Source organism: Acinetobacter calcoaceticus (assembly GCF_900520355.1).
GTDB lineage: Bacteria > Pseudomonadota > Gammaproteobacteria > Pseudomonadales > Moraxellaceae > Acinetobacter > Acinetobacter calcoaceticus_C.
In genome coordinates this window covers 253695-278780 of the sequence record NZ_LS999521.1, presented here as the reverse complement: position 1 = coordinate 278780, position 25086 = coordinate 253695, and the positions used below count along the sequence as shown (strand labels likewise).

Genomic DNA, 25086 nt, shown 5'->3' with positions numbered 1-25086 from the left:
AGCACTGATTGCTTATGACATGGTTAGCTCCACAAATTTGGATAAAAATATAAACGGAGTCCACTTAATGATCCATTCAAAGATTATTGGTATTGGCGTAATCACGGGATTATGTAGTATGGCCGCTTTGGCTGAACCAGCAGTCCAGCCAGGAGAAACTTTAGAAAGTTTATCTAAAGTAAAAGTTACAACAACTGTAAATGGCCAACCCGGCTCTATTAGTGACTTAGTTAATAGCGGACAAGTACAGCAAGTTTCTGCTGCACCAACAAATGCAGCACCTACAGGTGCTCCTATTCCAGCAGATGTTCCTCCAGCGCCTCCAGCAGGCGGTGAAATGGCACCTCCGGCTGCACCAATGGATGCTCCTGCACCAAATCAAGCGTCTCCAGCGCCACAAGACCAAAATATGACCCCACCTCCGGCGGATCCAACTCAGTCGGCAGACCCAATGGCAAAAGATGGTCCTTTGCCAGCAGATGCGCCTGTTCAAGCTCAATAAACAAAGCCATAAAAAAACCAAGACATGTGTCTTGGTTTTTTTATTTCATGAATTTTTATATTTCGATTTGACTGCCTAACTCAACCACACGGTTGGTTGGAATTTGGTAGAAATCACTCACCGGACTGGTATTACGCTGCATAGAGATAAATAGTTTTTCTCTCCATGGAGACATACCATCGCCCACCGAATGAACAATACGATCACGCGAAATAAAGAAGCTGATATGCATTAAGTCATATTCAAGACCTAACTGCTCGTAAGCTTGCATAAGTGCTTTTGGTACATTCATTTCATCTTTAAAGCCGTAGAAAATTTTAATACGGAAGAAATGTTCAGCTAAAGTTTCTGTTGAAATACGGTCTTCTGGTTCGACAAACGGTACATCTTCAATGACTACAGTCACCAAGATATTGCGCTGATGCAGCACTTTATTGTGCTTGATGTTATGCAGCATGGCATGTGGAACCACGTTTGGCGTACCCGTCATAAAGACTGCATCGCCCGGAACCCAGTGCACGCTATTACCAATACTTTTCACAAACAAATCGAGTGATAACGTATCGTGTTCGAGCTTGGCAAAAGTGAGCTCACGGCCACGTTTCCATGTCATTAAAATGGTCACTGCAATCGCACCAATGAGTAATGGAACCCAACCACCCGACAAGATTTTAAGTGAAGTTGCGCCCACCAATACCGACTCTAGAACAAAGAATGGAATAATCAGGAGTAGCACTTTTGGCAGACTCCACTTCCAAGCCGAATAGATAAACACAGCAACCAAAATTGTGTCACACAGCATGGTTAAAGTTACTGCTAAGCCATATGCACTTGCCAAGTTTGAACTGCTTTTGAAAATCAAAATTAAGATGATAATTGCGATTAAAAGTAACCAGTTTAAGAAAGGAATATAAATCTGACCTTCTTCAGACTCAGAGGTATGTTTAATGCTTAAACGTGGTAAATAGCCCAATTGAATCGCTTGGCGAGCAAGTGAAAATACCCCAGAAATTACGGCTTGAGAGGCAATCACGGTTGCCATGGTCGCCATAATAATCATTGGGTAAAGTGCCCACTGCGGCACCAATAAATAGAACGGGTTTTCAATTGCCGATGGATCTCTTAATAGTAATGCACCTTGGCCTGCGTAGTTTAAAACCAAACACGGCAACACTACAAAGAACCATGCTAGACGAATCGGAATTGGTCCGAAATGTCCCATATCGGCATAAAGTGCTTCACCACCGGTAACTGTTAAAACCACAGCACCCATAACAAAAAAGGTCATTAGCGGTTGGTGATAGATAAACTGAATTGCCCAATGCGGACTAAACATGCCTAACACCACAGGGGTTTGAATGACACTATGAAGACCTAACATTCCTAAAGCTAAGAACCACACCATTGTAATCGGGCCAAAAAACTTACCGACAAAGGCAGTACCGTGTTTTTGTACCAAAAACAACGCGATGATAATGGTAATCGCAATTGGCATGATGAATGGGTCAAACACATTGGTGGCAATAGACAAGCCTTCGACTGCCGAGAGTACCGAAATGGCTGGGGTAATAATACCGTCACCAAAAAACAGCGATGCGCCAATAAAACCAATGGCAATCATGTAGATTTTTTTGTTATCGGCAATTTTGGCTTTACGTAAGTTCAATGCGAGTAAGGCCATGATTCCGCCTTCGCCATTGTTGTCTGCACGCATGACGATGGCGACATACTTAATACTGATGATCAGCATTAAGCACCAAAAAATAATAGATAAAATTCCTAATACGTTTTCAGGCTTAATTCCCAACCCATGCGCGGCATGGAAGGACTCTTTTAAGGCGTAGAGTGGACTTGTTCCAATATCTCCAAAGACCACCCCAAGAGCTGCCAAAGCCGTGGCAGGCAAGGTTGCTTTTTTGGCCGTATTTTGCATTGTGTAATTAAACCAACATGATTTTTATCGCAATCTTATCACCTCTATTATTTTTTTTCTGTAAAGCTCATCTTAAATCTTGGCAGAACTTGTTTTTTTAGTTACTATCGCACGCCTTGGTGAGGTGTCCGAGTGGCTTAAGGAGCACGCCTGGAAAGTGTGTATACGTTTGCGCGTATCGAGGGTTCGAATCCCTCTCTCACCGCCAGAATTAAAAAAAGACCTAAATCGTTTAGATTTGGGTCTTTTTTATTGCACTCTTTTTAATGAATCTAAATAAAATCACTCTAATCAACTATAAGTAACTTCGCACCATTCAGGCTAAAAGACTGATGTGGCTCCGAATTATCCCCTACCTGATAACTCATTCCTGAAGTTAAAGTAAATGTTCGCCCATCCTTCAATCTACTTTCTAACTCACCTTCTAGGCAAAATAAAATATGTCCTTTTTCACACCAATGATCAGCTAAGTAATTTGCCGAGTACTCTACAAGTCTTACTCTTATTTTGTTTCCTTCTTCACCAAAAAATTGAGTTTTCCAATAAGCTTTTCCAGTTTCACCGCTATATTCAGTGACTTCAATTTCTTCCCAGTTTGTAATTTGAAATGGAAAAGGCGCGATATTCATAATTTTTTCCAAAGACGTATTATTGTATTTTCAACTTATAGACAAAATTGGTTTTTGCAAATGATTTATCGAAAATCAGAAAGATATCAAAACTATTCTTCGTATTTCAAAGACCCAAACTTCACGTTTAGGCCTTTCCCATCTTTAAACTTACTCAGACAACGCTAACAACTTCTGAACATACTGAATTGCATTATTGTCTATGTCTTGGTGAGTCGGGATAACGTCGTCTTCTGAAGGATTCGTGTCTAAACCATAAAATGCATGAAGCGGTTGATAGACTGCCCCGACATATAAAGCTGTGAGTTCAAATGGAGTAAAAATCTTCTCTAAAGAAATTTGATACTCTCCGCTTTCTGAATAAACTTGTTCTTGCCCACCAGCAGATAAAGCCAGCATAAACTTTTTATTTTTGAGCTTGTTGCCTTCTGAACCATAAGCCCATCCATACGCCAAAACTTCATCAAGCCATTGCTTTAATAGCGGCGGGCAATTAAACCAATACACAGGAAATTGAAAGACTAAATTTTCATGTTCTTCGACAAGTGCTTGCTCTTTGGCAACATCAATCACCCCGTCTGGATAAGCTTGATAAATTTGGTGGACCGTAAATTGATCGGGATGCTTTTCTAGTTCCTCAATCCATCTTTTATTTACAACAGACTGGTCTATGTGAGGATGGGTAACAATAACTAATGTCTTTTTCATTATGAAAACACGCTTATCGAAAAGTAGATAAATCGATTATAGAAGTATGCTTTCCTAAATATAAGTACGGTAATTTATGTTATATACTATACCAAAAGATAGTATGGATTTTAAAAATGGATGACTGCATTCCAACGTATACGCCATTAGAAGATACGGGTTTTGGCTACACCCTTTCTTTGATTAATGGCAAATATAAGATGATTATTATGTATTGGCTTTATGGAAAAACCGTCATGCGTTTTAACGAACTGCAACGTTGCATTGGCAATATTTCGTTTAGAACACTTAGCAATACACTCAAAGAGTTAGAAAGAGATGGACTGATTCATCGTAAGGAATATCCTCAAATTCCGCCAAAAGTTGAGTATCGTCTTTCAGAAAGAGGACAGTCTTTGATTCCTTTATTAGATATGATGTGTGAATGGGGCGAGCGTAATAAGCCGTCTTAGTTTTATAGACTTGAAGTGATACTAAATATGAGAAATGAATTAAGAGAAATTTTTATTAAGGGATGCGACGATAAAATTGAAAAGAAGGGAGACAATGTGGGTCTGTCTTTTTATGCTTTTTTTAAAAATAAGAACGATAACCCTGAGTTACTGATGGAAGCAGCCCATTGGTGGATTATGTTGCATAAGCTAGATCACTTCGAGAAAGCGGTTAAGATTAAAGAGTTGGTTTTGAGTGAACAGTAAAAATATTGTTATATTTTTGGTACTTACCTTCAAAAGCTAAATATTTTTACTGATTTACATTTCATTAATTTTAGAAAATGTACAGATGTGATCATTTTTCTATAAAGCTTGAATATCTTCTTTATATATTTTAAGTTAGCATAGTAAATAATAAAGGTATTAACGTCACAAACTAAATGATTGAAAATATTAAAATTTCAAACTACAAATCTATAAAAAAAATGTCCTTTCACCCCAAAAGAGTCAATCTCTTTATCGGTGAAAATGGTGCTGGCAAATCTAATATTCTAGAAAGCTTGGCTATTTTTTCAGCCGCGACTTCTAATATGCTAAGTAATGAATTTCTATCATCTCGTGGTATTCGCCCTATTGATCCATTAACAACTATAACGAAATTTTCAATAGATGATGAAGATAAAGAAGATTCAAATGTTGAACCAGAGGAAAAATTTAGTATATTTGCCCAATTAAATAAATTCTATATTGGAGTAGTCGCTTTTCATGATAAAGAAGATCCTTATCGACAATTAAAAGCTGAAATTCTGACCCCACGTCCAGACAAAGAACCGGCTAGTTATGTATTAAGTGAAGAAAGTCTAACTAACAAAGATTCTTTATTAAAGAATGATTTATTTAAAATATTTAGTGAAATAAGTAAAGAATTTAGTGAAGTTGAAGAACTAAATGATCTTTATGATTCAGAAATCTATGAAAAGACAAAAATACAATCTCCTGAAAAACTCCAAAAGCTTCAAGATTTAAGAAAAGATCTTTTCTTTGTTCAGCGATCAATGGGTCTTCTAAATAATCTAGAAAACAAAAAGGTATCTAAAAATAATTTTGTTATTTTCAATCCTGATACTTACGTTTTGATGGGTGGCAAAGGGCAATCTTATATTCAGCCTTTAGGTGTTAATGGTGAGGGTTTATTTACGCTATTAGGAGTAATGGCGAAGACCGAACCTGAAAATTTTAAAGACGTTCTTGAACTTGCTTCAATTTTTAACTGGTTAGAGAAAATTGAAGTTAATGAAAATATAAATGGTGAAATAGAAATTGTCCTTAAAGATAGATTTATGGGTGATGTAATAAAGCCTCAAAATGCTAATGAGGGATTTCTATTTACATTATTTTATGCTTGTTTATTCTGTTCAAATCAGACGCCCGAAATTTTTGCTGTTGAAAATATTGATAAATCTTTAAATCCTAGATTATGCCAAGTTTTAATAAGAAAACTCTCGGATAAAGCTAAAAAACATAAAAAACAGGTTTTTTTAAGTACACATAATCCAGCTGTATTAGATGGTATCAATTTACTTGATCCAGAAGAGACTATCTTTGTTGTTGATAGAAAATATACTGGAGAAACTAGATTAAGAGAATTAACTGAAAAAAATATTCCAAAACCTAAAAAAGATGGTGAAAAAGTTCATCTTTCAGAGGCATTTTTACGCGGTTATTTAGGTGGCTTACCTTCTAATTTTTAAAGAGCTAAGATATGAACTTTAATATTATTGCGGAAGGTAACACTGATTTCCGAGTATTACGTATTGTTATTGAATCAATTATAGACGATGCAGTAGTTAATGTTTTAGTACCTTCTGTTGATGCATATTCACATAGAACGAATGGTAGAGCAGGATGGGAAAATGTAGTCGATTATTTAAAATCAAATTTATTAGTAGATGCTCTAGATTACAGTGAATATTTAGTTATTCAAATAGATACCGACGAATGTGAACATGTTAATTATGATGCTAGCTCTATTACGGTAGCTGATGAAGATATGGAACTGTTTTATGAGACTATTAAAAATAAAATTATTGAATGGATAAATAGTTATTGTCCAGATACGTATGAAAAATATAAAGAAAAAATAATTTTTGCAATTTGTATCCACTCATTAGAATGTTGGCTTCTAGCGTTATATGTTAAACAAGATGAATTATCTAGAAGAAGAATTCATTCAGGATTTGTACATTTAAATAGAGCATTAAGACGACATGATCTTTGTTTAAGTGAGCCCAAGGATCCTAATCAATATGAGGTTATAGCAACCCCCTTACGTAAAAAGAGAAACCATTCAGCTCCGAGAGAATATTCTTATAGTTTTTATAGATTTATCTCAGCATTAGAATCATTAAACACATAATAGTGAAGCATAGCTTCTATCCTACTTTAGACAAATAAAAGGCCTAAATATAGGCCTTCCCCCCATCAAACCCGACTTAAAAAGTATTCAAGTAATAAATCTCTTTCATCAGTGTTATTGGTCCCCAAAAGCTGGACCATCGCGCCATCAATCACAAACAGAAACATGTGCGCATCTTCAACTGTAGCAGTCGCTTTTACAGTTAAAAGCAGTTTATGAATTTCTTTAATGAACCAGTTTCGGTAGTCAATGACAAGTTTATAGGCCGCTGGATAAAGCTTTTCAATTTCAAAAATAGCTTTAAATGGCAAACGATAAAAGCCATCTAAGTTCGCATGTAAGAGATAAATTTTCTTGAGTTTATCGAATGCCATGAGTTCGCGGTACGAATGAATAATAGAAAACACCTCATGTTTTAATGCATCTATTTGAAAAGTTAAGCTCATCTGAATGAGCCTTTCTTTTGAGTGAAAATAGTTATAAAAAGTGGCTTTAGGGATTTTGGCTTCCTCAATAATCCGATCTATCCCGATGTAAAACCCATTTTGATTAAATAAATCTTTTGCTGCGTGGAGCACGCTTAATGCTCTAAATGATGCTTCTAAATTTGGCATTTTTATACCGTTTAAAATAATTTTTTGTTGTATGTAAAAGAGATAGAAATGCCGTCACTCTTAAATTGAGCGCTAAAAACAGGCATGCAAAAGCCGCACAAAAATGGTGTGCTCGCCTATCTCGGGTTTTATTGTTGCTATGATTTTTTAGTCGTAATGACCTATGGCTTAAAACCTAGAGTCTGTTAAACCTTTTTAAAAACCAGTTGGGTATAGACCTAAAGATTTTGGCAAAGGTTGCCAATGAGAGAGATGAATTAGTACGCATATGACGGATTCCTGTACAAATAAGGATTCTGCCGATCTCTGCTAAAAGATGGTGGCAGAACGAAAGGGGGTTAGCAGACTGGGTACAGAACCAGCACACCCGAAGGTGTCCCCCTCTCGCCCTACCGCAACGTGAGGGAGACGAGTTGAATACACGCAAACTTCTCCCTCAGAAGGAATAAATCTGATGTAATCTGTACCGCGGCCTGCTAAGACCGACTGGCAATGTAGGCCAGCAGGCAAAGGATAATCCGCGAGTTTTGGAGTGTCAATGTGATATTCGCTATTCATTTATAAAGATTATTTTTGTTTTTCATTGGCATAGTGATTTAACAATATATTTTCTTAAAGTTTAGTTTGTCTGGTTATTTCATTGTTAATTTATCATTCACTTTCAAAACTGCTTAAATGAACCGATTGATCACGCCATAAATAAAAGCTACAGTAAATAAAGTTTGAATTTTATAAGTTTGAATAAATTGATAACGCATGCAGGCAAAGACATGGAAACCATACATGATTTTTATCGCCGCTTTTCTTTAACCAGAGATAGCGATTACTCGGTTCCATCAACTTCGTTTGGACATTTTAACGTGTTCCAACGCGATGCCTGCTCGTTTCTCACGCCTCACAGTCGCCGCGATTATTATAAAATTTCACTGGTTTTAGGCACAGGTGACCTTCACTACGCCAACCGCTGGATTCGGGTAGACCGCCCTGCTTTGTTGTTTTCAAACCCGATGGTTCCCTATGCATGGGAAATTAATTCGCCTGAACAGGCAGGCTGGTTTTGTCTATTTACCGAAGAGTTTGTAAACCAAGAATCAAGACAAAGCTTTTTAAAAGACTCACCGCTATTTAAAGTCGACGGCGACCCGCTATATTTTTTAAACGATCAACAGGTTGATGAAATTTCATTTATTTTCAAAAAGATGATGGCAGAAATAAATTCAGACTACATTCATAAATACAACGTTTTAAGAAACTATTTGCACCTGATTGTGCATGAAGCCATGAAAATGCAACCAACCCAACAGTTTGAAAAACATAGTAATGCCGCGGTTCGGATTTGCCATTTATTCTTTGAGTTATTAGAACGCCAGTTCCCCATCGACTCACCCCATTTTCAGCTTAAACTCAAAACGGCAAATGACTATGCCTATGGTTTATCGGTGCATGTAAACCATTTAAACCGAGCCGTAAAAGAAGCCACAGGCAAAACCACGTCTGAGCATATTAGCTCGCGCATTACGCAAGAAGCTAAAGCCCTACTACAACATACCAGTTGGAATATTTCCGAAATTGCCTATAGCTTAGGCTTTGAATATTCAGCATATTTCACCAACTTCTTTAAGAAAAATACCGGATTTTCGCCTAAAAAGTTCCGCGAAGACTGTGTGGCATAAAAACAGATTGTTTGAATTTTATAATTATTGGTTTGAATGTTATACGTCAGTTTGAGCCAAAGCATTTTATAGTTTTTCTACTCAAGTGATTTTGCAAAAAGAGTGTGAAAAATGAAATATAGAACTTTAGGACAAACGGGCGAAAAAGTATCAGCACTTGGTTTAGGTTGCATGGGAATGAGTTTTGCCTATGGTGCCTCAGACGACACACAAAGCATTGCAACCCTAGAAAAAGCCCTAGACCTCGGCATTAACTTTTGGGACACTGCCGATATGTACGGCAACGGCGCAAACGAAGTTTTGCTGTCAAAAGTTTTAGAAAAACATCGCGACAAAGTGTTTTTGGCAACAAAATTTGGCTTTCGTTATAAAGAAGACAACCTTAACCCACAAAACTCTTTAGAGTCTTATATAGACGGCTCTCCAGAGTGGATTAAAGTTGCGGTCGAAAACAGTTTAAAACGCTTAAATACAGACGTGATTGATTTGTATTATGCACACCGTATAGACCCAAACATTCCAGTTGAAGACACGATTGGCGCCATGGCTGACTTGGTCCAACAGGGTAAAGTTCGCTACTTAGGACTCAGTGAAGCTTCAGCTGAAACCATTCGCAAAGCGCATGCGATTCACCCGATTGCAGCGGTTCAACATGAATATTCGCTACTCACCCGCGAGTTTGAGCAAACCCATTTACAAACTATTCGTGAGTTAGGCATTAGCCTTGTGCCGTATTCACCGCTATCGCGTGGTTTAATTACTAACACGCTCGATGTCGGCAACCTAGAAGAAAACGATTTCCGTCGTCAATTGCCACGCTACCAAGGTGATAACTGGAAAAATAACCAAAGCTTGGCGCAAGCATTTAGCGAATTTGCCCAAAGCAAAAACGCGACAGCGGCTCAACTGGCTTTGGCTTGGATTTTGGCGCAAGGTGAAGACATTATTCCAATTCCGGGTACGCGTAAAATCGAGCGACTTGTGGAAAATGCTGGCGCTGTAGACCTTGATTTAACAGCGGCAGATTTGGCAGAAATCGACGCAATTATTGCGAGATATCCAAACATGGGCGCACGCTATAACGCTGAGCAACTTGCTGCGGTAAACCATTAAAATATGAGCTATAAAAAAGTCCGACTTAATGTCGGACTTTTTACTTTAGTCTTTGCTATAACTGCCCTGCTGGCGTCCATCGTTCCAAGTTACGTCTAACGATTTTTCAGAAATCGTCAAGCTTTCTGGAAATATACTTAAATTCTTTTTGAATTTAGAGTCTGGTTTTAAACCAATACAGTTGCCATTTTTCCACCATGTGCCTTCGGCATATTGGTCTAAAGCGCCATAAGCTAACATCCATTTAAACTTGCCGTCTGGCTGAAGTAAAAGTTCTGAACCAACTTCCATCACACCATTTAAATAATAGTGCCCATTCCAAACCTGATCGGCTTTTTGGAATTTCACCTCTTTACGTACGCTCGTTGGCTCTGCATAAATTTGAGAAGAAATCGCAATCGTAGAAAGTAATAGCAACCGTGCAAATATATTCATTATTTAATTCCCTATATTTTTAGTTTTATTTTCCAGACTCAACTTTTAAATAAGTTCCGTCTGCATACACGTTGTGTCCAAAGCCACAACCCGAGTTACCCTCGTTTTGTTTGACCTGAATATAATTTCCTAATTTCGCATTGGTTTTAAAATCGAGCTGAATGCGGCAGTCTTGATCTTTATAGACGATTTGCTTTTTATTGCTCGGCATTGTGGTGCCAAACTCACCCATGTTCGGGCCGTAAATTAAGCTTCTAAGTCCCATATATAAACCAGCATAGCTGATTGCATATTGCCCCTTCTCACGGCTTACCGTGATGTGATCCCATTCACCAAAACCTGAGTAACGCACATATTCACCAGACAAGTCATTTGATGCTTTAGGTGCAGGTAATTGCTTAAGGTTAAATTGGCTCGATTTTGATTTGTCATCGAGCATAAACCACGATCTTGCCCAAAGTGGCTGACCCAATTTAGCATAGGCTAAACCCACGTTGTTATTGGCAACTTCCACATCTCGGTCAGTAAATTTAACCGTGGTTTCATCTGCATTGGCCTTACAAAATGCTGTCCAAGAGGCTTGGTTTTGGAAATTTTCTAGGGCTTTTTTATATTGTTTTTGGTCGTAGTTTTTCTTACCTAAACTCGCGTATTGCTTCACTTTATTACAGCTTTGTTGTAGCTCTTGTGCAAAAGAAAACTCTGCATGAGTAACCGACAAAGCCGAAAGTGTCAGAACCACGCAACCTGAAATAATAGATTTAATCATTTTTAAAATTCTTTAATAATTAACTAATTATATAATATGAGCTAGTTCAATAAATCACAATTCTCTGCAACAAAAGTCCATTACAAGACTTAAAAATCGATGTTTCATCATTCATTGAACAAGCGATATAAAAGACCCGAACATTTTAAGCTCGGGCCTCTTATATTCAGGAACTAATGATAAACACAGCCTTTATTTTTTCTTTTAAGCAGGTTCGCTCATATGAAAATTAGATTGATGATTTTGACAAATTGCACTTTGTAAAATTTTCATACTACTTTTAATTGCAGCTTCCACCTGTATTTGACTCTCTCCCATAAAATGAATTTTTGCCGGGATATTTTCATAACTAAAATTGTTATGGTCGCCGCTTTCTTGAATTAACTGATAGGTAATCGTTTCATTCTCTAATTCTTTAATGCCATTAAATAAAAAGCCAGAACTATACGGATTCGGCATCATCAGAAAACCCGTGATTTTCGTATTCACTGGCTCTAGCGGAATATTCATTGCCGCCTTAATCCACATTTCATATAAGTCGACTGACTCATTACGTAATGTAATGAACGGAATTTCCCCGCCACCGACTCGCCCACCGACTTCTAAAAAGATCAGCTCACCTTTAGATTCGATAAATTCGAGATGAATTGCCTGATCTTTTAATTTTAAGAATTTACATACGTCTAAAGTAAATCGCTCTACTTTTTGAATAAATTCAGAATTATCAATCGTGACTGAGCCTAATGGCGCGCCGTTTCTGTAATCTAAACAGGTATTAATATATTTTGAGACTTTAAAGTAAGGCATTTTATTGTCAGAAATAATCGCATCAACGTGATAGATATCTCCCTCAATAAACTCCTCGACTTCGTAGCCTGCATAGGAAGACAATCGTGGTATATCAGCCAATTCACTAATTTTGATTACACCTTCAGAAGCTGCACCTACTTGAGGTTTTAAAATAATCGCTGAGCCACTTTCTAGCAGAAACTTTTCAATGTCTTGGTGTGAAGACACTTCTGCATATTTTGGATAACGGACAGTAGAATGAGCTAAAGCATCCTTCATTTTTTTCTTGTTACGGCACAACAAATTATCTTCAACCGTTGCACCCACAATATTCAATTCAGTTCGAATGCGAGCGGCTGCATCGAGGTCATATTCCGAGATAGCAATCACGTAATCTATTGGCTTTTTTTCATAGATCTTTACGGCTTCTTTTAATACATCCTCTTCATTTAATCGTTCTAAACCCGCTATGCAATAACAGTTTGAAGAGGTGATATAGCGCATCGTTTCTATTAATGAAATATAAGAGACATGGACAGCATCGTGATCTATATATTTATTAAAGTCAGACAACTCATCGTCATATCTATTGATGATTAATACATGTTTCATATGACTTTCACCTGCTCATGTATATGTGTGACTAAACTACGGATCTTATCTTCACTTTCAGAACGGAGGATGATGTAGCCTAATCGTGAGGTCCAATCATGGTTACACGCGAGTTCATCATCTGCTTCATAGTAGAAGTGATGGTGTACACATTCAGGTGCTTCTAATAATTGGTCTAAGCCACTAAAACCTTTAAAAAGACGGTGGTTGCCTTGCGGAATAAAGGCAATTGCAGAGACCATATTTTTCTCTATTGAAGGTGAATATGGCAGGTCGAGGTATTCGCTCAGTACAGCTTGTGCGAGGTCAAAATTAGTCGCCAGTTTAATTAACTCAACAATATTGTCACCCGGTAAACGTGCAGCTAACTCGATCGCTACGGCTTTTCCCTGAGGCGTTACTCTCAGTTCTAGGTGAAAAGGTCCGATGTTTAATTCTAAGGTTTGAATGACTTTTGCGGCATAGTCAAAAACGTGTTCAGAAAATTGACCGTCATATTTATTTCCAACGATATGCCCAATTTCGACAAAGTAAGGTTCGGGCCCTAATAGTTTTTCTGTCAGTGAAGCAAAGGTTATTTTTCCATCTGTATGAACAATTCCTTCGACACTGTATTCCTTCCCAACGATATATTCTTCAACAATTAAATCACCACTTGCATAGAAACCAATATCATTCGGTTTAGATTTCCAGATCGCTTCAACTGTTCGTAAAAGCTCCTCAAAATCTGCAACTTTTTTAACAGACATACTGCCCGCCATATCAACTGGCTTCACTACAGCAGGAAACTTAAACCCTTGAGGTAAGCAGATCTCTTTACCCTGTGAAATCAAGGCATATTGAATATCGCTTAAACCTGACTTGGTTAGCTTGTCACGAAATTTGAATTTATTTCGAACCGTTTGAGCTGTCGTATATTCAAGAGAGTTTTTGGCAAATGAATTGCCTAGTTGTGCTGCCATAGGTACGGCATATTCAACCCCCGGTAATATCGCTCTTACAGTCTTTAACTCATTAATTTTAGAGAGTTGGCTATGAAAATCACTGGTATCTATTTTTATTATCTCTTTTGCTTTTTGTCGCATTGTTCCATCAATGCTGCACTCTCCTTCGTCAGTAGAAAAAACATATAAATCTATACCTAATTCTTGAGCGGCATTTAAATAAGTGATGCCCGAAGAAATAGGTTCTATAACTACTACAGTCATTGTTACAGTCTCCGTTAGGGACCAAAACTTTCTAACTCGCACAGAGGCTGATTTAAAATTTTATTAATTATTGGGGTAGAACCGACACCCACTGTTAACTCGTGAGAGTCCAAATAATTTGAAAAATCAAATCCTTTATTCGTCCACGTACAAAACGGGATATTTATAATATTGACCTCAGCTTCAACCTGCTCTCGAAAAACATTGACGCAATATTGATGATAATGACTTAAAACTGACCGATTAATCGCATAGATATTCACTTTAGAAATAGGATTTTTTCGGATGAGATCCAATCCCCGAGTAAGTGCAGCACCCATGCCACTTCCACCGCTTACAATATTAAGCGTAGAGATGGACTTCTCGTATTCAGGCTCTATATGATTATTCAGGTTGTATTCTAATTGATCACCAATCGCTAGCTTTTCAAATAAGTTAGAAAATATTCCATTTGGTCTTAATTTTATGTGCAAAACAAAAAAATCATAATTTTTCACACCCAGTGAAACCACAGAGTAACTTCGAATTAAAGATTCTGATGGGTGTTTGATATTTACAATTGCTTTAGAACTAAAGAAGGTCCTTTTAATTTTAAATGTGAGCTCAACAATATTTTCAGAAAGAAAATTTCTAGTTATTAATTGAGCTACACTAAAATTATTCACCAATGGTGTGATTTCGACATCGCTCTGAGCATAGCTAATACAAGGTAAGAACTCTTTATCTATGGCAATTTGGTTTCCCGATTCATATACGACTCCACCTTTTAGCTTACATCGACAAACTCGGCACACACCTTTTAAACAGCCTTTCATCACTGTGCTATCAGGCACCGCATTGATAAGAGGCTGCTCAGAATCAGCAATGTAAATATGCTCTTTAATGCGAATATTCACCATTGGCATATTCTAATTCCATTGCTATGAAAGGGTTTCAGCACGCACAGCCTGAAAATACTCTCCCACCATCGGAACAAAACTATTGATATGCTTGATTGCAAGATCAAAGTCTTCTTGTGTTTTAATTACAGAAGAAAGCATATCTGTCATCATGCCGCTATGGTCTTCAGCTTCATCAAATGCAACATGCGAAGCTGCGCCCGATACAGCCAGATTCCCCATATGAACACCCGCTTTTTGCGTAATAAAATTATTAAATTTGTCGCCATAATATTCAAGGAACCAGTCCCAAACGACTGCTGGCAATGCACCAAATTTCTCTACACAAAAGTTTAAATACCCCATCAGTTTCCATGTTTCAGGAAATGCATTTTTTGAAATAATCTGATCTGAAGAATATCCATATTTAGTCAAGTCTTGACCAAACATTTCATCGTGTCCAAATTCATCATATAAATAATATGAAAGCTGTTTTGCAGCAGAGATATTATTGATTGCAGCAACGCGTACAGCATTTGCATCTAACTCATTATTCATATGAATGCGAATAACGCACTCTAAAATATGTCGTTTATAATATTTTTCATCGAACCAGTCTTCATTATGAAATTTATGCATAATTTCATCTTTTTTAAACTCGCTATGCATAGCATGATCAACCGCACTTTCTAATTTTTTCAGACTTTCCTGTGAAAAAAACACGTTTTATCTCCGTTATATTTAAATTATTATCCAAGTATTAAATACTTATTTAGCTCGAATTAAGATTGTTATTAATTAAACTTAAAACAAGCAAATATTATGTTTAAATATATTTTATAAAATGTCAACAAAATATTATTTTTTAGAATTTCTAACTAAAAGAAGTATTATTAATCAAAAATAAAAGTAATAAATTCAATTAACAATTAAGCAACAATATTGTTTAAACAAAAAAATTAATTCCAATTAATATTCACCACCAACAAAATTTAAATAACTTACACTTCATGGAAAAGAAGGAATTTAACAGGGCTATATTATTACAAAAAATAATGTAGAATCCTTGTGGCTAAATATATGGAAGTATTATAAAAGTGAATAATTTAATTATCGGAACCCTATTTGCGCTCTGTGCAGCTGCACTCAATGCCTCTATTGGTGTGATTAGTAAATTACTCATGCATAGTGGTTTAAACCCACAAGATATTGCCTTTTTAAAAACCATTATTGCCTTTTTCTTTTTAAGTGTTTTTTTATTTAAAGTCCCTGTTAGCCAAAAGATTGCATACATTAGTAACACTCCGAGCAAACTGAGTGTTTTTGTACAAATTGCCATATGTGCTTTTTTAGGAATTTTTTCGCTATTCTTTTTTGAAACTATTGCCTACAACCATGGTGCTGCGGCCAATGTGGTCGTGGTATTAATGGCTTCAGCCGCTATTTCAGCTTTATTTTTTGGCAGGTTAGTTTTAAAAGAAAGTATTTATATTCATTCTATTGCTGGAACATTATTAGCTATAGCGGGTATTAGTGTAATTTCATGGAAAGGTGAAAATAGTTTATTAATGCTTATCAATGCCTCTATTGCAGGTATTGGCTATGGTCTATTTTCAGTATTAATCAAAAAATTCAGATTAAACGGCGGAATTTTTCTCACTAAGTATTTATTACTTTTTGGTAGTGTTTATCTTGCCGTGCCCTTTTTAATCAATTTTCATAGCATAAACTTTAGCACTAATATTATTTTAGGTTTAATTGGCTTGGCAGTTCTGCCTACCATTCTTGGATTTTATTGCACCACAAAAGCATTAACATATTTACCCGCGGCAAAAGTCCAAGTGACCGAACTTTCTGAGCCAATTTTTGCAGCACTGATGGCTTGGGTGTTCATTCATGAGCAACCGACCTTATCGTTTTTATATGGCGCGATTTTCATTATTTCAGGCATCTTTTTAATGAACAGAGCACCCAAGTCATAAGTCAGCCAATTTCATTGATATTCGTCTGCGTGGTGGCAAGCCACTTGCACCACACTGGCAAAGTTAATCGCCATTTGTGAAGGGGCATGTTTTTTATAAGCAAGTCCTAAACCCACGGTAGGTACTGGCGCTTGCAAAGAGCGATAAGCTACACCCTGAATTTGCAATTGTTTGGTCGACTCTGGAACCAAAGATACCCCCAAGTTTGCAGACACTAACGATAAAATTGACACAATTTGCGGCGCATTTTGTCCAATTTTAGGTTCAAAGCCACAGCTTTGACAGGCTTGTTTAATCGCATCAAAAAGCCCTGCACTGATTGAAGGTGGCGAGACAATAAAATCAATCTCTCGCAGGGAAGCTAAATCAATTTCTTTTGATGAATCATCTAGTTTAAAAAATTCAGAAGGCAAAGCGGCAATTAAAGGTTCAGCCAATAAATCTTGAACGATTAAGCTATCTGGAACGTGGCGTGGGGAGCGAATAATTGCGACGTCTAAGCGGTCTTCAAGCAGTAAATCGATGAGTAGCAGTGTGTTCGCTTCTTCAAGCTTAAGATTCACTTTAGGATATTGCTGCTGAAAATAGCGAACACATTTAGGAATTAGAGGATTCAACATTGAAGTACCTGTAAAACCTAATCGCAATTGGCCGACTTCACCATTAGCAACTTGTTTGACTAAGCTCGCTGCATCTTCTACACGCTGCTGTACTGGCTGAATGGCATTTAAAAAGGCAAGCCCAGCTTCGGTCAGTTCCACCCCATGCGGAGAACGAATAAATAAATCTGCACCTAACTCTTCTTCTAAGTCTCGTATTTGCATGCTTAAAGGTGGCTGACTCATGTTTAAGCGATGCGCCGCTCTGGTAAAGTTTTTTTCTTCTGCTACTGCTAAAAAGTAGCGTATATGTCTTAATTCCATAGCTATATATAAAACATATCATGATCCCTTGTTAAATATATTAGAAAAATACCATCTAAATTGCTAATTTTAATTTATCGAATTTTCTCGATGCAGCACGCCTAAAGGCGCCGTACCCCTTTTATGTCATGGTCATGATATGAGCTCTTCATCTACACCCAGTACCTTAAGCACTGAAGCAACTTCTGTTCTTTCCCGCGAGTGGATTTACAAAGGTACTAAAGCCTATAAGCACGCTGGTTTCGCTTTATTCTTGGTAGGCTTTGCTAGTTTCTCTCTGATTTATTGTGTACAACCACTCTTGCCAGCGTTTAGTCAAAGCTTCCAGATTAGCCCTGCAAGCAGCTCCCTCGCCCTGTCTTTAACGACTGCTTTTTTAGCAATTTCAATTGTACTATCGAGTGCTTTTTCACAAGCGATTGGCCGTCGTAGTGTGATCTTCAGCTCAATGCTGTGTGCAGCGATTCTTAATATTGTGGCGATGTTTACACCTAACTGGAACAGCTTACTCATAGCACGAGCACTAGAAGGTCTGTTACTCGGTGGAGTACCCGCCGTCACCATGGCTTGGATTGCTGAAGAAATTGCACCTGAACATCTTGGTAAAACCATGGGTTTATATATTGCAGGTACGGCTTTTGGTGGAATGATGGGCCGTGTTGGCATGGGCGTTTTGATTGAATATTTTTCTTGGCGCACTGCCTTAGGCTTACTTGGGGCAATCTGTTTTATTTGCTCGATTGCTTTTTTGAATTTACTTCCTGCTTCGCGTAATTTCGTACAGAAAAAAGGTTTGAATTTAGATTTTCACATGCAAATGTGGCGCACACATTTAAGTAATTTCAAATTGCTACGTCTGTTTGCCATTGGATTCTTGCTAACCAGTGTGTTTGTCACTTTGTTTAACTACGCTACTTTCCGTTTAAGTGGAGCGCCTTATTCACTCAGCCAAACTCAAATTAGCCTTATTTTCTTGTCGTATAGCTTTGGTATGGTGTCTTCCTCGTTAGCAGGTGGCCTAGCCGATCGCTTCGGCAAAAAAACCATGATGATGAGCGGCTTTGCCTTAATGATTGTGGGCAGTCTCATGACGCTGCTCACCTCCCTTTTCGGCATTATTATCGGTATTGCATTTATTACAACGGGTTTCTTCGTTACCCACTCACTCACAAGCAGCTCAGTGGGTGCTGAAAGCAAACAAGCTAAAGCCCACGCCAGTTCACTGTATTTACTGTTTTACTATATGGGTTCGAGCATTGTTGGCTCGGCAGGTGGCTGGTTCTGGTTACATGGCGGATGGAGCGCCATAGTCGGTTTAACGGTTGTACTTTCATTACTTGGAATATTTTTAGCGGTTTATACCTCACACGCAAAAGCTCATTAATTTTTCATTTAAAGGAACCTCACATGTCGAGTTTATTTGTTTATGGCACTTTAGGTCCGGGCCGACCTAACGCTCATGTCCTTGAAAATATTGGAGGACAATGGGCAGAAGGCTGGGTAAATGGAACCTTGCGTAACGAAGGTTGGGGAGCCAATTTAGGCTATGCGGGAATTGTGCTTGATAATAGTGCTAATCAAGTTCAAGGTTTTGTTTTTAGCTCGGAACATTTAGGTTCGAACTGGAAATTGCTTGATGATTTTGAAGGTGAAGAATACGAAAGAGTGCCTGTTCAGTTCACTTTAAATAGTGGCGAACGTGTTGAATCTTTTATTTATGTGTTGAAGTCTTAAGTAATTTCTAAAGCTTAAGTGCACAAGCATTTAAAAATTGATAGAAAAAATTTAAATGCTCATTTTTTGGCTTGTATTTTTTTTAAGAAACTGTAAAATTCACTCCACGTTGCCGGCATAGCTCAGTTGGTAGAGCAACTGACTTGTAATCAGTAGGTCCACAGTTCGAATCCGTGTGCCGGCACCATCATTAAACCTCATAAATATTTGATTTATGGGGTTTTTTGTTGTCTGTAGGTTTTGAAATACACAAATACTTATAAGTATTTTCAAAAGAATAGAGTGCAGACGACCTAGTGATCTACCACCCCTCAAATTATTTTTCGTATTTCTGCAGTTCAGTAACCATCTATTTTGCCGCTGCTATAATTTTAAACAAAATATATTAATTATATTTTTTAAAGAATATCTTTTTGATAAAAAGCTCTTATCAAAACTCTTTTTTAAATTTGATAAATAATTATTATAAATCTGAGCTTAAAAATGATGTTATAAAAACCAATTTATTCCTTTAAAGACAAAAAATTATGTTTCTAATTTATCAAAAAAACAGGTTTTAAAATAAAAAATATGAAAAAGATATGATTATAATGCGCCACCAAATAAGGTCATGTTAATAAGACCTATTTATAAACTTTAATTCATTATGATACCAACAAGGAAAAATATGAAACTCCGTTTTATTTTACCTGCTTTATTTCTAGGATTACCTTTAACAATACATGCCCAAGATGCTGCATCTCAACCCCAAATGCAAACACCAGTTTGCTTAATTGAGGGTAACCCTACAGCCGAACACTATAAAGTAATCAAACGTATTAAAGCCGCAAAAGGAACCTATGGTGGTTTTGAAGAAATAAAACCTAAATTAGCTATGGTTGCCCGTAAATATGGTGCAGATGTGGTGATTAATTATCATCAAAGCCAAAGATTTGGATTCTGGCCATGGCGTATTGTTCGTCCAGTACTCACAGGAACTGCCGTAAAATGGAATACACCTGTTGATTGTGCTGCCTTAGGTGGAAAACAAATTTATTAATACAAAATGAAAAAAGCCCAACATCCTGTTGGGCTTTTTTCGTATTTCGTTACTAGGTACACTTCCTATAATACCTCACGTCCTGATGCTTAAACTTATTATTGTTGTTTTACGTTTCGGAACTTCCTGTTCCTGATGGGTTCATCATAGGCAATTCATGAGATCATAGAAAGACGCAAATTTCCTGAATGAATGTACGAAAAAGCGTACGGACTTGTCAGATTAGCTTTAACTTTCTTTTTTCTTCTCTATCATTTTTTTCAAAGTATCTAAGGTTTGGGTTGAGCGTATCCCAAGCTATCTCGACTACTTTGTAGTAGTGAAAACCTAATCATGTATTTTCTTAATCTCTATTTTACATACTGCCAAACATCTGGGTTTTGATATGCCTCATCAATATGAAAACCTTCTTTTTTAGCTTTAATTTCAGCTTTTTTTCTATCCTTTTGATCTACTAACACCATTTCATCGTAAGCTCTTTTTAACTCAGGCCCTGTTAAATTATATCCATTTTCAATTGAGTTTTTTGTTACGTATCTAATTGTTTGTACAGAAAATCTTAATACATACTGTTTTTTATCTTCTTTAGATTTTGTTCTAGACATACTTAATTCTGCTAATATACCATTTGTATATAATCTAATTACCACTATGGACTTGCTATCAAAATATTCTTTCCATTGTTTTAAAGTTAAGAAATTATAAGGATCAATAATAACTCCATCTTCTTGCATAACTTTAAGATTATCTTTTTTATCAAAACGAGTATCTGAAGGATAAAAGTATGCTTTCCACCCTGCTTTTTGTAATTGACTAAATAGCTCCTTATAGGCCATATAAGCCTGCTCTTCACTAACAAACTCTTCTTTATTTAACCCTGCTGTCACATCAATAATTTGGATACCTTCATTTTGCTGTGCATAGTCAATCCGGGTTCCCATTGCTAAAAATGCATTCTTGATAACAAAACTATTTTCACCTAAATATATTTTTATATTTGCTAAATGCGGTGGTTCCCATGTAAGGTCAAAAAAAGACATCCCAGCTGGTTGCTGGTCTACATCTGTTTGCATATAAGATTTAAACTTTTTTTCACCTTCTATACCAAAATTCAATGAGTAAAGTTCAGGTTGAGAAAATGCTTTTTTATTATTTTTCTCAGCATTACATCCTTGTAAATTTAAAAGAATAAAAAATAAGAAGAAATAACTAACTATTTTTTTCATCAATTAGAAAATCCAGAGTTTAGTTTTATAGATTTAAATTCAATAATCCGACTATTTTACATACTGCCAAACATCAGGGTCCTGATACGACTCATCAATATGGAAACCTTCTTTTTTGGCTTTAATTTCAGCTTTGCTTCTTTCCTTTTGATCTACTAACACCATTTCATCGTAAGCTCTTTTTAACTCAGTCCCTGTTAATTTATATCCATTCTCAATTAAATTTTTTGTTACGTATCTAATTGACTGAATAGAAAACCTCAACATAAAATGTTCATTTTTCTCAGCATTTAACTCTTTTTTACTAGTTTTCTCTAAATTTAGTTCAGTTAAAACACCATTTTTATATAAATTGAAATATAGTGAGGTAGAAGATTTAAAATGCTCTCTCCATTCGGCTGGAGTTAATAGATTATAGGGATCTATTACAGTATTATTTTTTCCAATTCTCTTTAAATTATCTTTTTTATCAAAACGAGCATCTGAGGGATAAAAGTATTGTTTCCATCCTGCTTTTTGTAATTGACTAAATAGCTCCTTATAGGCCATATAAGCCTGCTCTTCACTAACAAACTCTTCTTTATTCAATCCTGCAGTTACATCAATAATTTGGATACCTTCATTTTGCTGTGCATAGTCAATCCGGGTTCCCATTGCTGAAAATGCATTCTTGATAACAAAGCTATTTTCACCTAAATCTATTTTTATATTTGCTAAATGCGGTGGTTCCCACGTAAGGTCAAAAAAAGACATCCCAGCTGGTTGCTGGTCTACACCTGTTTGCATATAAGATTTAAACTTTTTTTCACCCTCTATACCAAAATTCAATGAGTAAAGTTCAGGTTGAGAAAATGCTTTTTTATTATTTTTCTCAGCATTACATCCTTGTAAATTTAAAAGAATAAAAAATAAGAAGAAATAACTAACTATTTTTTTCATCAATTAGAAAATCCAGAGTTTAGTTTTATAGATTTAAATTCAATAATCCGACTATTTTACATACTGCCAAACATCAGGGTCCTGATATGACTCATCAATATGGAAACCTTCTTTTTTGGCTTGACTTTCAACTCTAGCTCTCTGTTTTTGATTATATTTCACTCTTTCATCAAAAGCAGTTTTTAGTTCCTGACCTGACAGTTTATAGCCATCTTTAATTGAATTTTTTATACTGTAATTAATTGTTTCTATTGAATATCTAAGCATATATTGTTTTTTATCTTTTTCTGATTTTGTTTTATCTATACTGATTTCTAAAGATACACCATGAGTATATAATCGTACTGTCACTGTTGGTTTTTTATTAAAAAAGTTACTCCACTCTGTAAGCGTTAAAAGATTATAAGGGTCTATAATAAGGCCATCTTCACTCATAGACTTCATATTATCTTTTTTTGCAATTCTAGAAGTACTTGGAAAAAAATACTGTTCCCACCCTGCTTTTTGTAATTGACCAAATAACTCCTTATAGGCCATATAAGCCTGCTCTTCACTAACAAACTCTTCTTTATTTAACCCTGCAGTTACATCAATAATTTGGATACCTTCATTTTGCTGTGCATAGTCAATCCGGGTTCCCATTGCTAAAAATGCATTCTTAATAACAAAACTATTTTCACCTAAATCTATTTTTATATTTGCTAAATGCGGTGGTTCCCACGTAAGGTCAAAAAAAGACATCCCAGCTGGTTGCTGGTCTACACCTGTTTGCATATAAGATTTAAACTTTTTTTCACCCTCTACACCAAAATTCAAGGTATAGAGTTCAGGTTGAGAAGACATTTTTTGTTCCTTTTGCTGGGCATGACAGGCCTGTAAATTTAAAAAAATAAAAATTAGGAATATATAACTAACCGCCCTTTCCATCATTTGAATCTTTTCCTATTTTAATAAATAATTTATCGAACTGACTTAGACCGTCATCCCATTTACTGGTATTCCAACCAGCAATTGTGCGTAACTCTTTTTCTAAATAAGGTCGCCCAACATCACTCAACATCAAACGATGATATTTTTGAGCTGCCAAATTAATCCAACGCATACGGCTATCTTGGTTCTCAACTTTGGTGCCACTCGGCGGTGTGCTGATTGGAGATTCGGGTAATGACTTGATCTTTTTCCCAAATTCAGTTTCATACGAATAAACATTGCCACGAACAGCATGTATTTTTTTTATTGTTCCATCATATTCACTTGAAAGAATCAGTTCAGCTTTGGGGATTCCAGCCTTACGTTGAACATCTGCACCATTTTGTACAATAGGATCATCCCAAACGATTTTCTGTAAGATATTGATCTGTTCTTGATTTGCAATTTGTAATAAGTGATATAACAAGTCTTTAGCAGCGAGGGTGAACTTGTCTTGCCTTAAAGCGTTCGCCGCAAAAACTTTTTCTATGTTGGGTAAAGTCTGTTCAAATGCATTATGAATCTCTGTGGTTGCTTTAAGATTATTAATCTTTGTTAAACACCCAGACCATGGAAAATTATACAAAGAGCTTTTAACTTTTTTATAAGTTTTTGTATTTCTGTTGCCTACGCAAATTTTAAAATCGGCAGATGACTTAGCCCAAACAAAATGCCAGACGCTAATATCCATATAGAGCCATAGATTACCTTTTGCAAAAGTATGAATGCCTGCAACACCAAAACTATTTAAATTAAAATGATCAGAACTGATCGATTTAATTAAAGCATCTGCATTTGACCCTGTCTTAGAAACAATATGATCAAATACTGCAGCAACTGTTTTTGATGCAAAAGCACCTAACCCCATCCAGTAAAATCTCCCGCTATAGGTTGATGCGGTAAGAGATTGATTCGATGTAAAAGGAAACATTTCCAAATAAATACGGGCGTAAATTGATGCAATTCGTCTAGCACGAGCTTCATAACCAGGTTCTATACAATAATTTTGATTATCTTTTTTATTAGATAAAAGGGACATTGCCATTTGCTGGTAATATTCCCATACTGTAGTGCAATCACAATTTACTGATTTACAACTATTTTCAATATTATTTGTAGTTCCAGCCCAATCAAGAGAACCAGCCATTTTAAAATTTATCCTTTTAAATGATGAGAAGAAATAATTATTTCACAGGGTCATTTTCATCAGGTTCAAAATTCAACCAATTTAAATCAACATCAAGTTGTTCTGCTTCTTTAGTATTAACCCTTTTAGTTTTCCCTTTCATATCAGTGGTTGCCATAAAGCTCTGATTATTAGACTGAATGTTATAACTCACATTAGTTAAAGGTTTTCCAGAAGGTAGAAATAAATTAAACTTTTCATCGTATTTTTCATATGCAGGTAAACCTTGCAGGTTTACTCCAACTTCTGCACCACCTTTAAAGATATGCTGTCCCGCTTTTACTTCAAACTTTGCGGGAGTAATAACCGTAATACCATTCTTATTAATAATGATTTGTGAACCACCAGCCATGATTTACCTATTATTTTATTAAA

27 protein-coding genes and 2 tRNA genes are annotated in these 25086 nt (G+C 36.3%); 13 read left to right on the top strand and 16 right to left on the bottom strand.

What is annotated here, in order from left to right; translation table 11 throughout:
• The first annotated feature begins 67 nt into the window (after window positions 1-67).
• Window positions 68-502, top strand: a complete 435-nt coding sequence (locus AC2117_RS01275) for a hypothetical protein (RefSeq protein WP_133971412.1) — start codon at window positions 68-70, stop codon at window positions 500-502.
• Window positions 503-557: 55 nt separating this feature from the next.
• Here the strand turns inward: AC2117_RS01275 and AC2117_RS01270 are convergent, their stop codons facing one another.
• Window positions 558-2435 (bottom strand): potassium transporter Kup, encoded by a 1878-nt coding sequence (locus AC2117_RS01270; protein ID WP_133971410.1) that lies wholly within the window; start codon window positions 2433-2435, stop codon window positions 558-560.
• Window positions 2436-2553: 118 nt separating this feature from the next.
• Between AC2117_RS01270 and AC2117_RS01265 the strand changes: the two genes are divergently transcribed.
• Window positions 2554-2643: transfer RNA gene (locus tag AC2117_RS01265), tRNA-Ser, on the top strand.
• A 79-nt stretch (window positions 2644-2722) separates the two neighbouring features.
• On the opposite strand, the gene AC2117_RS01260 is transcribed toward AC2117_RS01265, so the two are convergent.
• Both AC2117_RS01260 and AC2117_RS01255 read right to left on the bottom strand, forming a co-directional pair.
• Window positions 2723-3064: a DHCW motif cupin fold protein gene (locus AC2117_RS01260; protein ID WP_001017478.1), complete on the bottom strand. Its 342-nt coding sequence runs from the start codon at window positions 3062-3064 to the stop codon at window positions 2723-2725.
• A gap of 150 nt (window positions 3065-3214) precedes the next feature.
• Window positions 3215-3772 (bottom strand): NAD(P)H-dependent oxidoreductase, encoded by a 558-nt coding sequence (locus tag AC2117_RS01255; protein WP_133971408.1) that lies wholly within the window; start codon window positions 3770-3772, stop codon window positions 3215-3217.
• Window positions 3773-3888: 116 nt separating this feature from the next.
• On the opposite strand from AC2117_RS01255, the gene AC2117_RS01250 reads away from it, so the two are divergent.
• The 4 genes from AC2117_RS01250 (at window position 3889) to AC2117_RS01235 (ending at window position 6622) form a co-directional block, all read left to right on the top strand.
• Window positions 3889-4224 carry a winged helix-turn-helix transcriptional regulator gene (locus AC2117_RS01250; protein ID WP_133971406.1) on the top strand — a complete coding sequence of 112 codons (336 nt, stop codon included), beginning with the start codon at window positions 3889-3891 and terminating at the stop codon, window positions 4222-4224.
• A gap of 27 nt (window positions 4225-4251) precedes the next feature.
• Complete coding sequence (locus AC2117_RS01245; RefSeq protein ID WP_133971404.1) at window positions 4252-4470, top strand: DUF6500 family protein; 219 nt, start codon at window positions 4252-4254, stop codon at window positions 4468-4470.
• 176 nt (window positions 4471-4646) lie between these two features.
• Window positions 4647-5957, top strand: a complete 1311-nt coding sequence (locus tag AC2117_RS01240; protein ID WP_133971402.1) for an AAA family ATPase — start codon at window positions 4647-4649, stop codon at window positions 5955-5957.
• 11 nt (window positions 5958-5968) lie between these two features.
• Complete coding sequence (locus tag AC2117_RS01235) at window positions 5969-6622, top strand: hypothetical protein (protein ID WP_133971400.1); 654 nt, start codon at window positions 5969-5971, stop codon at window positions 6620-6622.
• Window positions 6623-6687: 65 nt separating this feature from the next.
• On the opposite strand, the gene AC2117_RS01230 is transcribed toward AC2117_RS01235, so the two are convergent.
• Window positions 6688-7236, bottom strand: coding sequence for a TetR/AcrR family transcriptional regulator (locus tag AC2117_RS01230; RefSeq protein ID WP_133971399.1), 549 nt, complete (start codon window positions 7234-7236; stop codon window positions 6688-6690).
• A 770-nt stretch (window positions 7237-8006) separates the two neighbouring features.
• Here AC2117_RS01230 and AC2117_RS01225 point away from each other — a divergent pair.
• Together AC2117_RS01225 and AC2117_RS01220 are read left to right on the top strand one after the other, a co-directional pair.
• Entirely contained in the window at window positions 8007-8909 is a 903-nt protein-coding gene (locus AC2117_RS01225; protein ID WP_133971396.1) for a helix-turn-helix domain-containing protein, read from the top strand.
• A 111-nt stretch (window positions 8910-9020) separates the two neighbouring features.
• On the top strand, window positions 9021-10022 hold the full coding sequence (locus AC2117_RS01220; RefSeq protein WP_127493581.1) for an aldo/keto reductase: 1002 nt from the start codon (window positions 9021-9023) through the stop codon (window positions 10020-10022).
• A 45-nt stretch (window positions 10023-10067) separates the two neighbouring features.
• Here AC2117_RS01220 and AC2117_RS01215 read toward each other — a convergent pair whose 3' ends face one another.
• The 6 genes from AC2117_RS01215 to AC2117_RS01190 form a co-directional block, all read right to left on the bottom strand.
• Window positions 10068-10460: a hypothetical protein gene (locus AC2117_RS01215; RefSeq protein ID WP_133971394.1), complete on the bottom strand. Its 393-nt coding sequence runs from the start codon at window positions 10458-10460 to the stop codon at window positions 10068-10070.
• Window positions 10461-10482: 22 nt separating this feature from the next.
• Window positions 10483-11226, bottom strand: coding sequence for a hypothetical protein (locus AC2117_RS01210; protein WP_133971392.1), 744 nt, complete (start codon window positions 11224-11226; stop codon window positions 10483-10485).
• A 204-nt stretch (window positions 11227-11430) separates the two neighbouring features.
• On the bottom strand, window positions 11431-12627 hold the full coding sequence (locus tag AC2117_RS01205) for an ATP-grasp domain-containing protein (RefSeq protein WP_133971390.1): 1197 nt from the start codon (window positions 12625-12627) through the stop codon (window positions 11431-11433).
• Window positions 12624-13835 (bottom strand): ATP-grasp domain-containing protein, encoded by a 1212-nt coding sequence (locus AC2117_RS01200; RefSeq protein WP_133971388.1) that lies wholly within the window; start codon window positions 13833-13835, stop codon window positions 12624-12626. The genes AC2117_RS01205 and AC2117_RS01200 overlap by 4 nt, the downstream gene beginning before the upstream one ends.
• A 14-nt stretch (window positions 13836-13849) precedes the next feature.
• Complete coding sequence (locus AC2117_RS01195) at window positions 13850-14740, bottom strand: FAD-binding oxidoreductase (protein ID WP_133971386.1); 891 nt, start codon at window positions 14738-14740, stop codon at window positions 13850-13852.
• A gap of 15 nt (window positions 14741-14755) precedes the next feature.
• Entirely contained in the window at window positions 14756-15436 is a 681-nt protein-coding gene (locus AC2117_RS01190; RefSeq protein ID WP_133971384.1) for a hypothetical protein, read from the bottom strand.
• A 374-nt stretch (window positions 15437-15810) separates the two neighbouring features.
• On the opposite strand from AC2117_RS01190, the gene AC2117_RS01185 reads away from it, so the two are divergent.
• Entirely contained in the window at window positions 15811-16695 is an 885-nt protein-coding gene (locus AC2117_RS01185) for a DMT family transporter (protein ID WP_133971382.1), read from the top strand.
• Between the two features lie 11 nt (window positions 16696-16706).
• Here AC2117_RS01185 and sxtR read toward each other — a convergent pair whose 3' ends face one another.
• A complete protein-coding gene (gene sxtR, locus AC2117_RS01180) occupies window positions 16707-17618 on the bottom strand; it encodes a multidrug efflux pump transcriptional activator SxtR (RefSeq protein WP_133971380.1) in 912 nt (303 codons plus the stop codon).
• 139 nt (window positions 17619-17757) lie between these two features.
• Between sxtR and sxtP the strand changes: the two genes are divergently transcribed.
• The 4 genes from sxtP (at window position 17758) to AC2117_RS01160 (ending at window position 20391) form a co-directional block, all read left to right on the top strand.
• On the top strand, window positions 17758-19002 hold the full coding sequence (gene sxtP / locus AC2117_RS01175; RefSeq protein ID WP_133971378.1) for a multidrug efflux MFS transporter SxtP: 1245 nt from the start codon (window positions 17758-17760) through the stop codon (window positions 19000-19002).
• A 23-nt stretch (window positions 19003-19025) separates the two neighbouring features.
• Window positions 19026-19352, top strand: a complete 327-nt coding sequence (locus AC2117_RS01170) for a gamma-glutamylcyclotransferase family protein (protein ID WP_133971376.1) — start codon at window positions 19026-19028, stop codon at window positions 19350-19352.
• 111 nt (window positions 19353-19463) lie between these two features.
• Window positions 19464-19539: transfer RNA gene (locus AC2117_RS01165), tRNA-Thr, on the top strand.
• Between the two features lie 480 nt (window positions 19540-20019).
• Window positions 20020-20391 (top strand): hypothetical protein, encoded by a 372-nt coding sequence (locus AC2117_RS01160; protein WP_133971374.1) that lies wholly within the window; start codon window positions 20020-20022, stop codon window positions 20389-20391.
• Between the two features lie 350 nt (window positions 20392-20741).
• On the opposite strand, the gene AC2117_RS01155 is transcribed toward AC2117_RS01160, so the two are convergent.
• The 5 genes from AC2117_RS01155 to AC2117_RS01135 form a co-directional block, all read right to left on the bottom strand.
• Window positions 20742-21617: a hypothetical protein gene (locus tag AC2117_RS01155; protein ID WP_227549220.1), complete on the bottom strand. Its 876-nt coding sequence runs from the start codon at window positions 21615-21617 to the stop codon at window positions 20742-20744.
• 51 nt (window positions 21618-21668) lie between these two features.
• Window positions 21669-22556, bottom strand: coding sequence for a hypothetical protein (locus tag AC2117_RS01150; RefSeq protein ID WP_227549219.1), 888 nt, complete (start codon window positions 22554-22556; stop codon window positions 21669-21671).
• A gap of 51 nt (window positions 22557-22607) precedes the next feature.
• Complete coding sequence (locus AC2117_RS01145; protein ID WP_227549218.1) at window positions 22608-23399, bottom strand: hypothetical protein; 792 nt, start codon at window positions 23397-23399, stop codon at window positions 22608-22610.
• 67 nt (window positions 23400-23466) lie between these two features.
• A complete protein-coding gene (locus tag AC2117_RS01140; RefSeq protein ID WP_133971365.1) occupies window positions 23467-24672 on the bottom strand; it encodes a DUF2515 family protein in 1206 nt (401 codons plus the stop codon).
• 37 nt (window positions 24673-24709) lie between these two features.
• The gene (locus AC2117_RS01135) at window positions 24710-25063 is read right to left on the bottom strand and encodes a hypothetical protein (RefSeq protein WP_133971363.1); all 354 of its coding nucleotides are present in this window, start codon (window positions 25061-25063) and stop codon (window positions 24710-24712) included.
• Window positions 25064-25086: the final 23 nt, after the last annotated feature.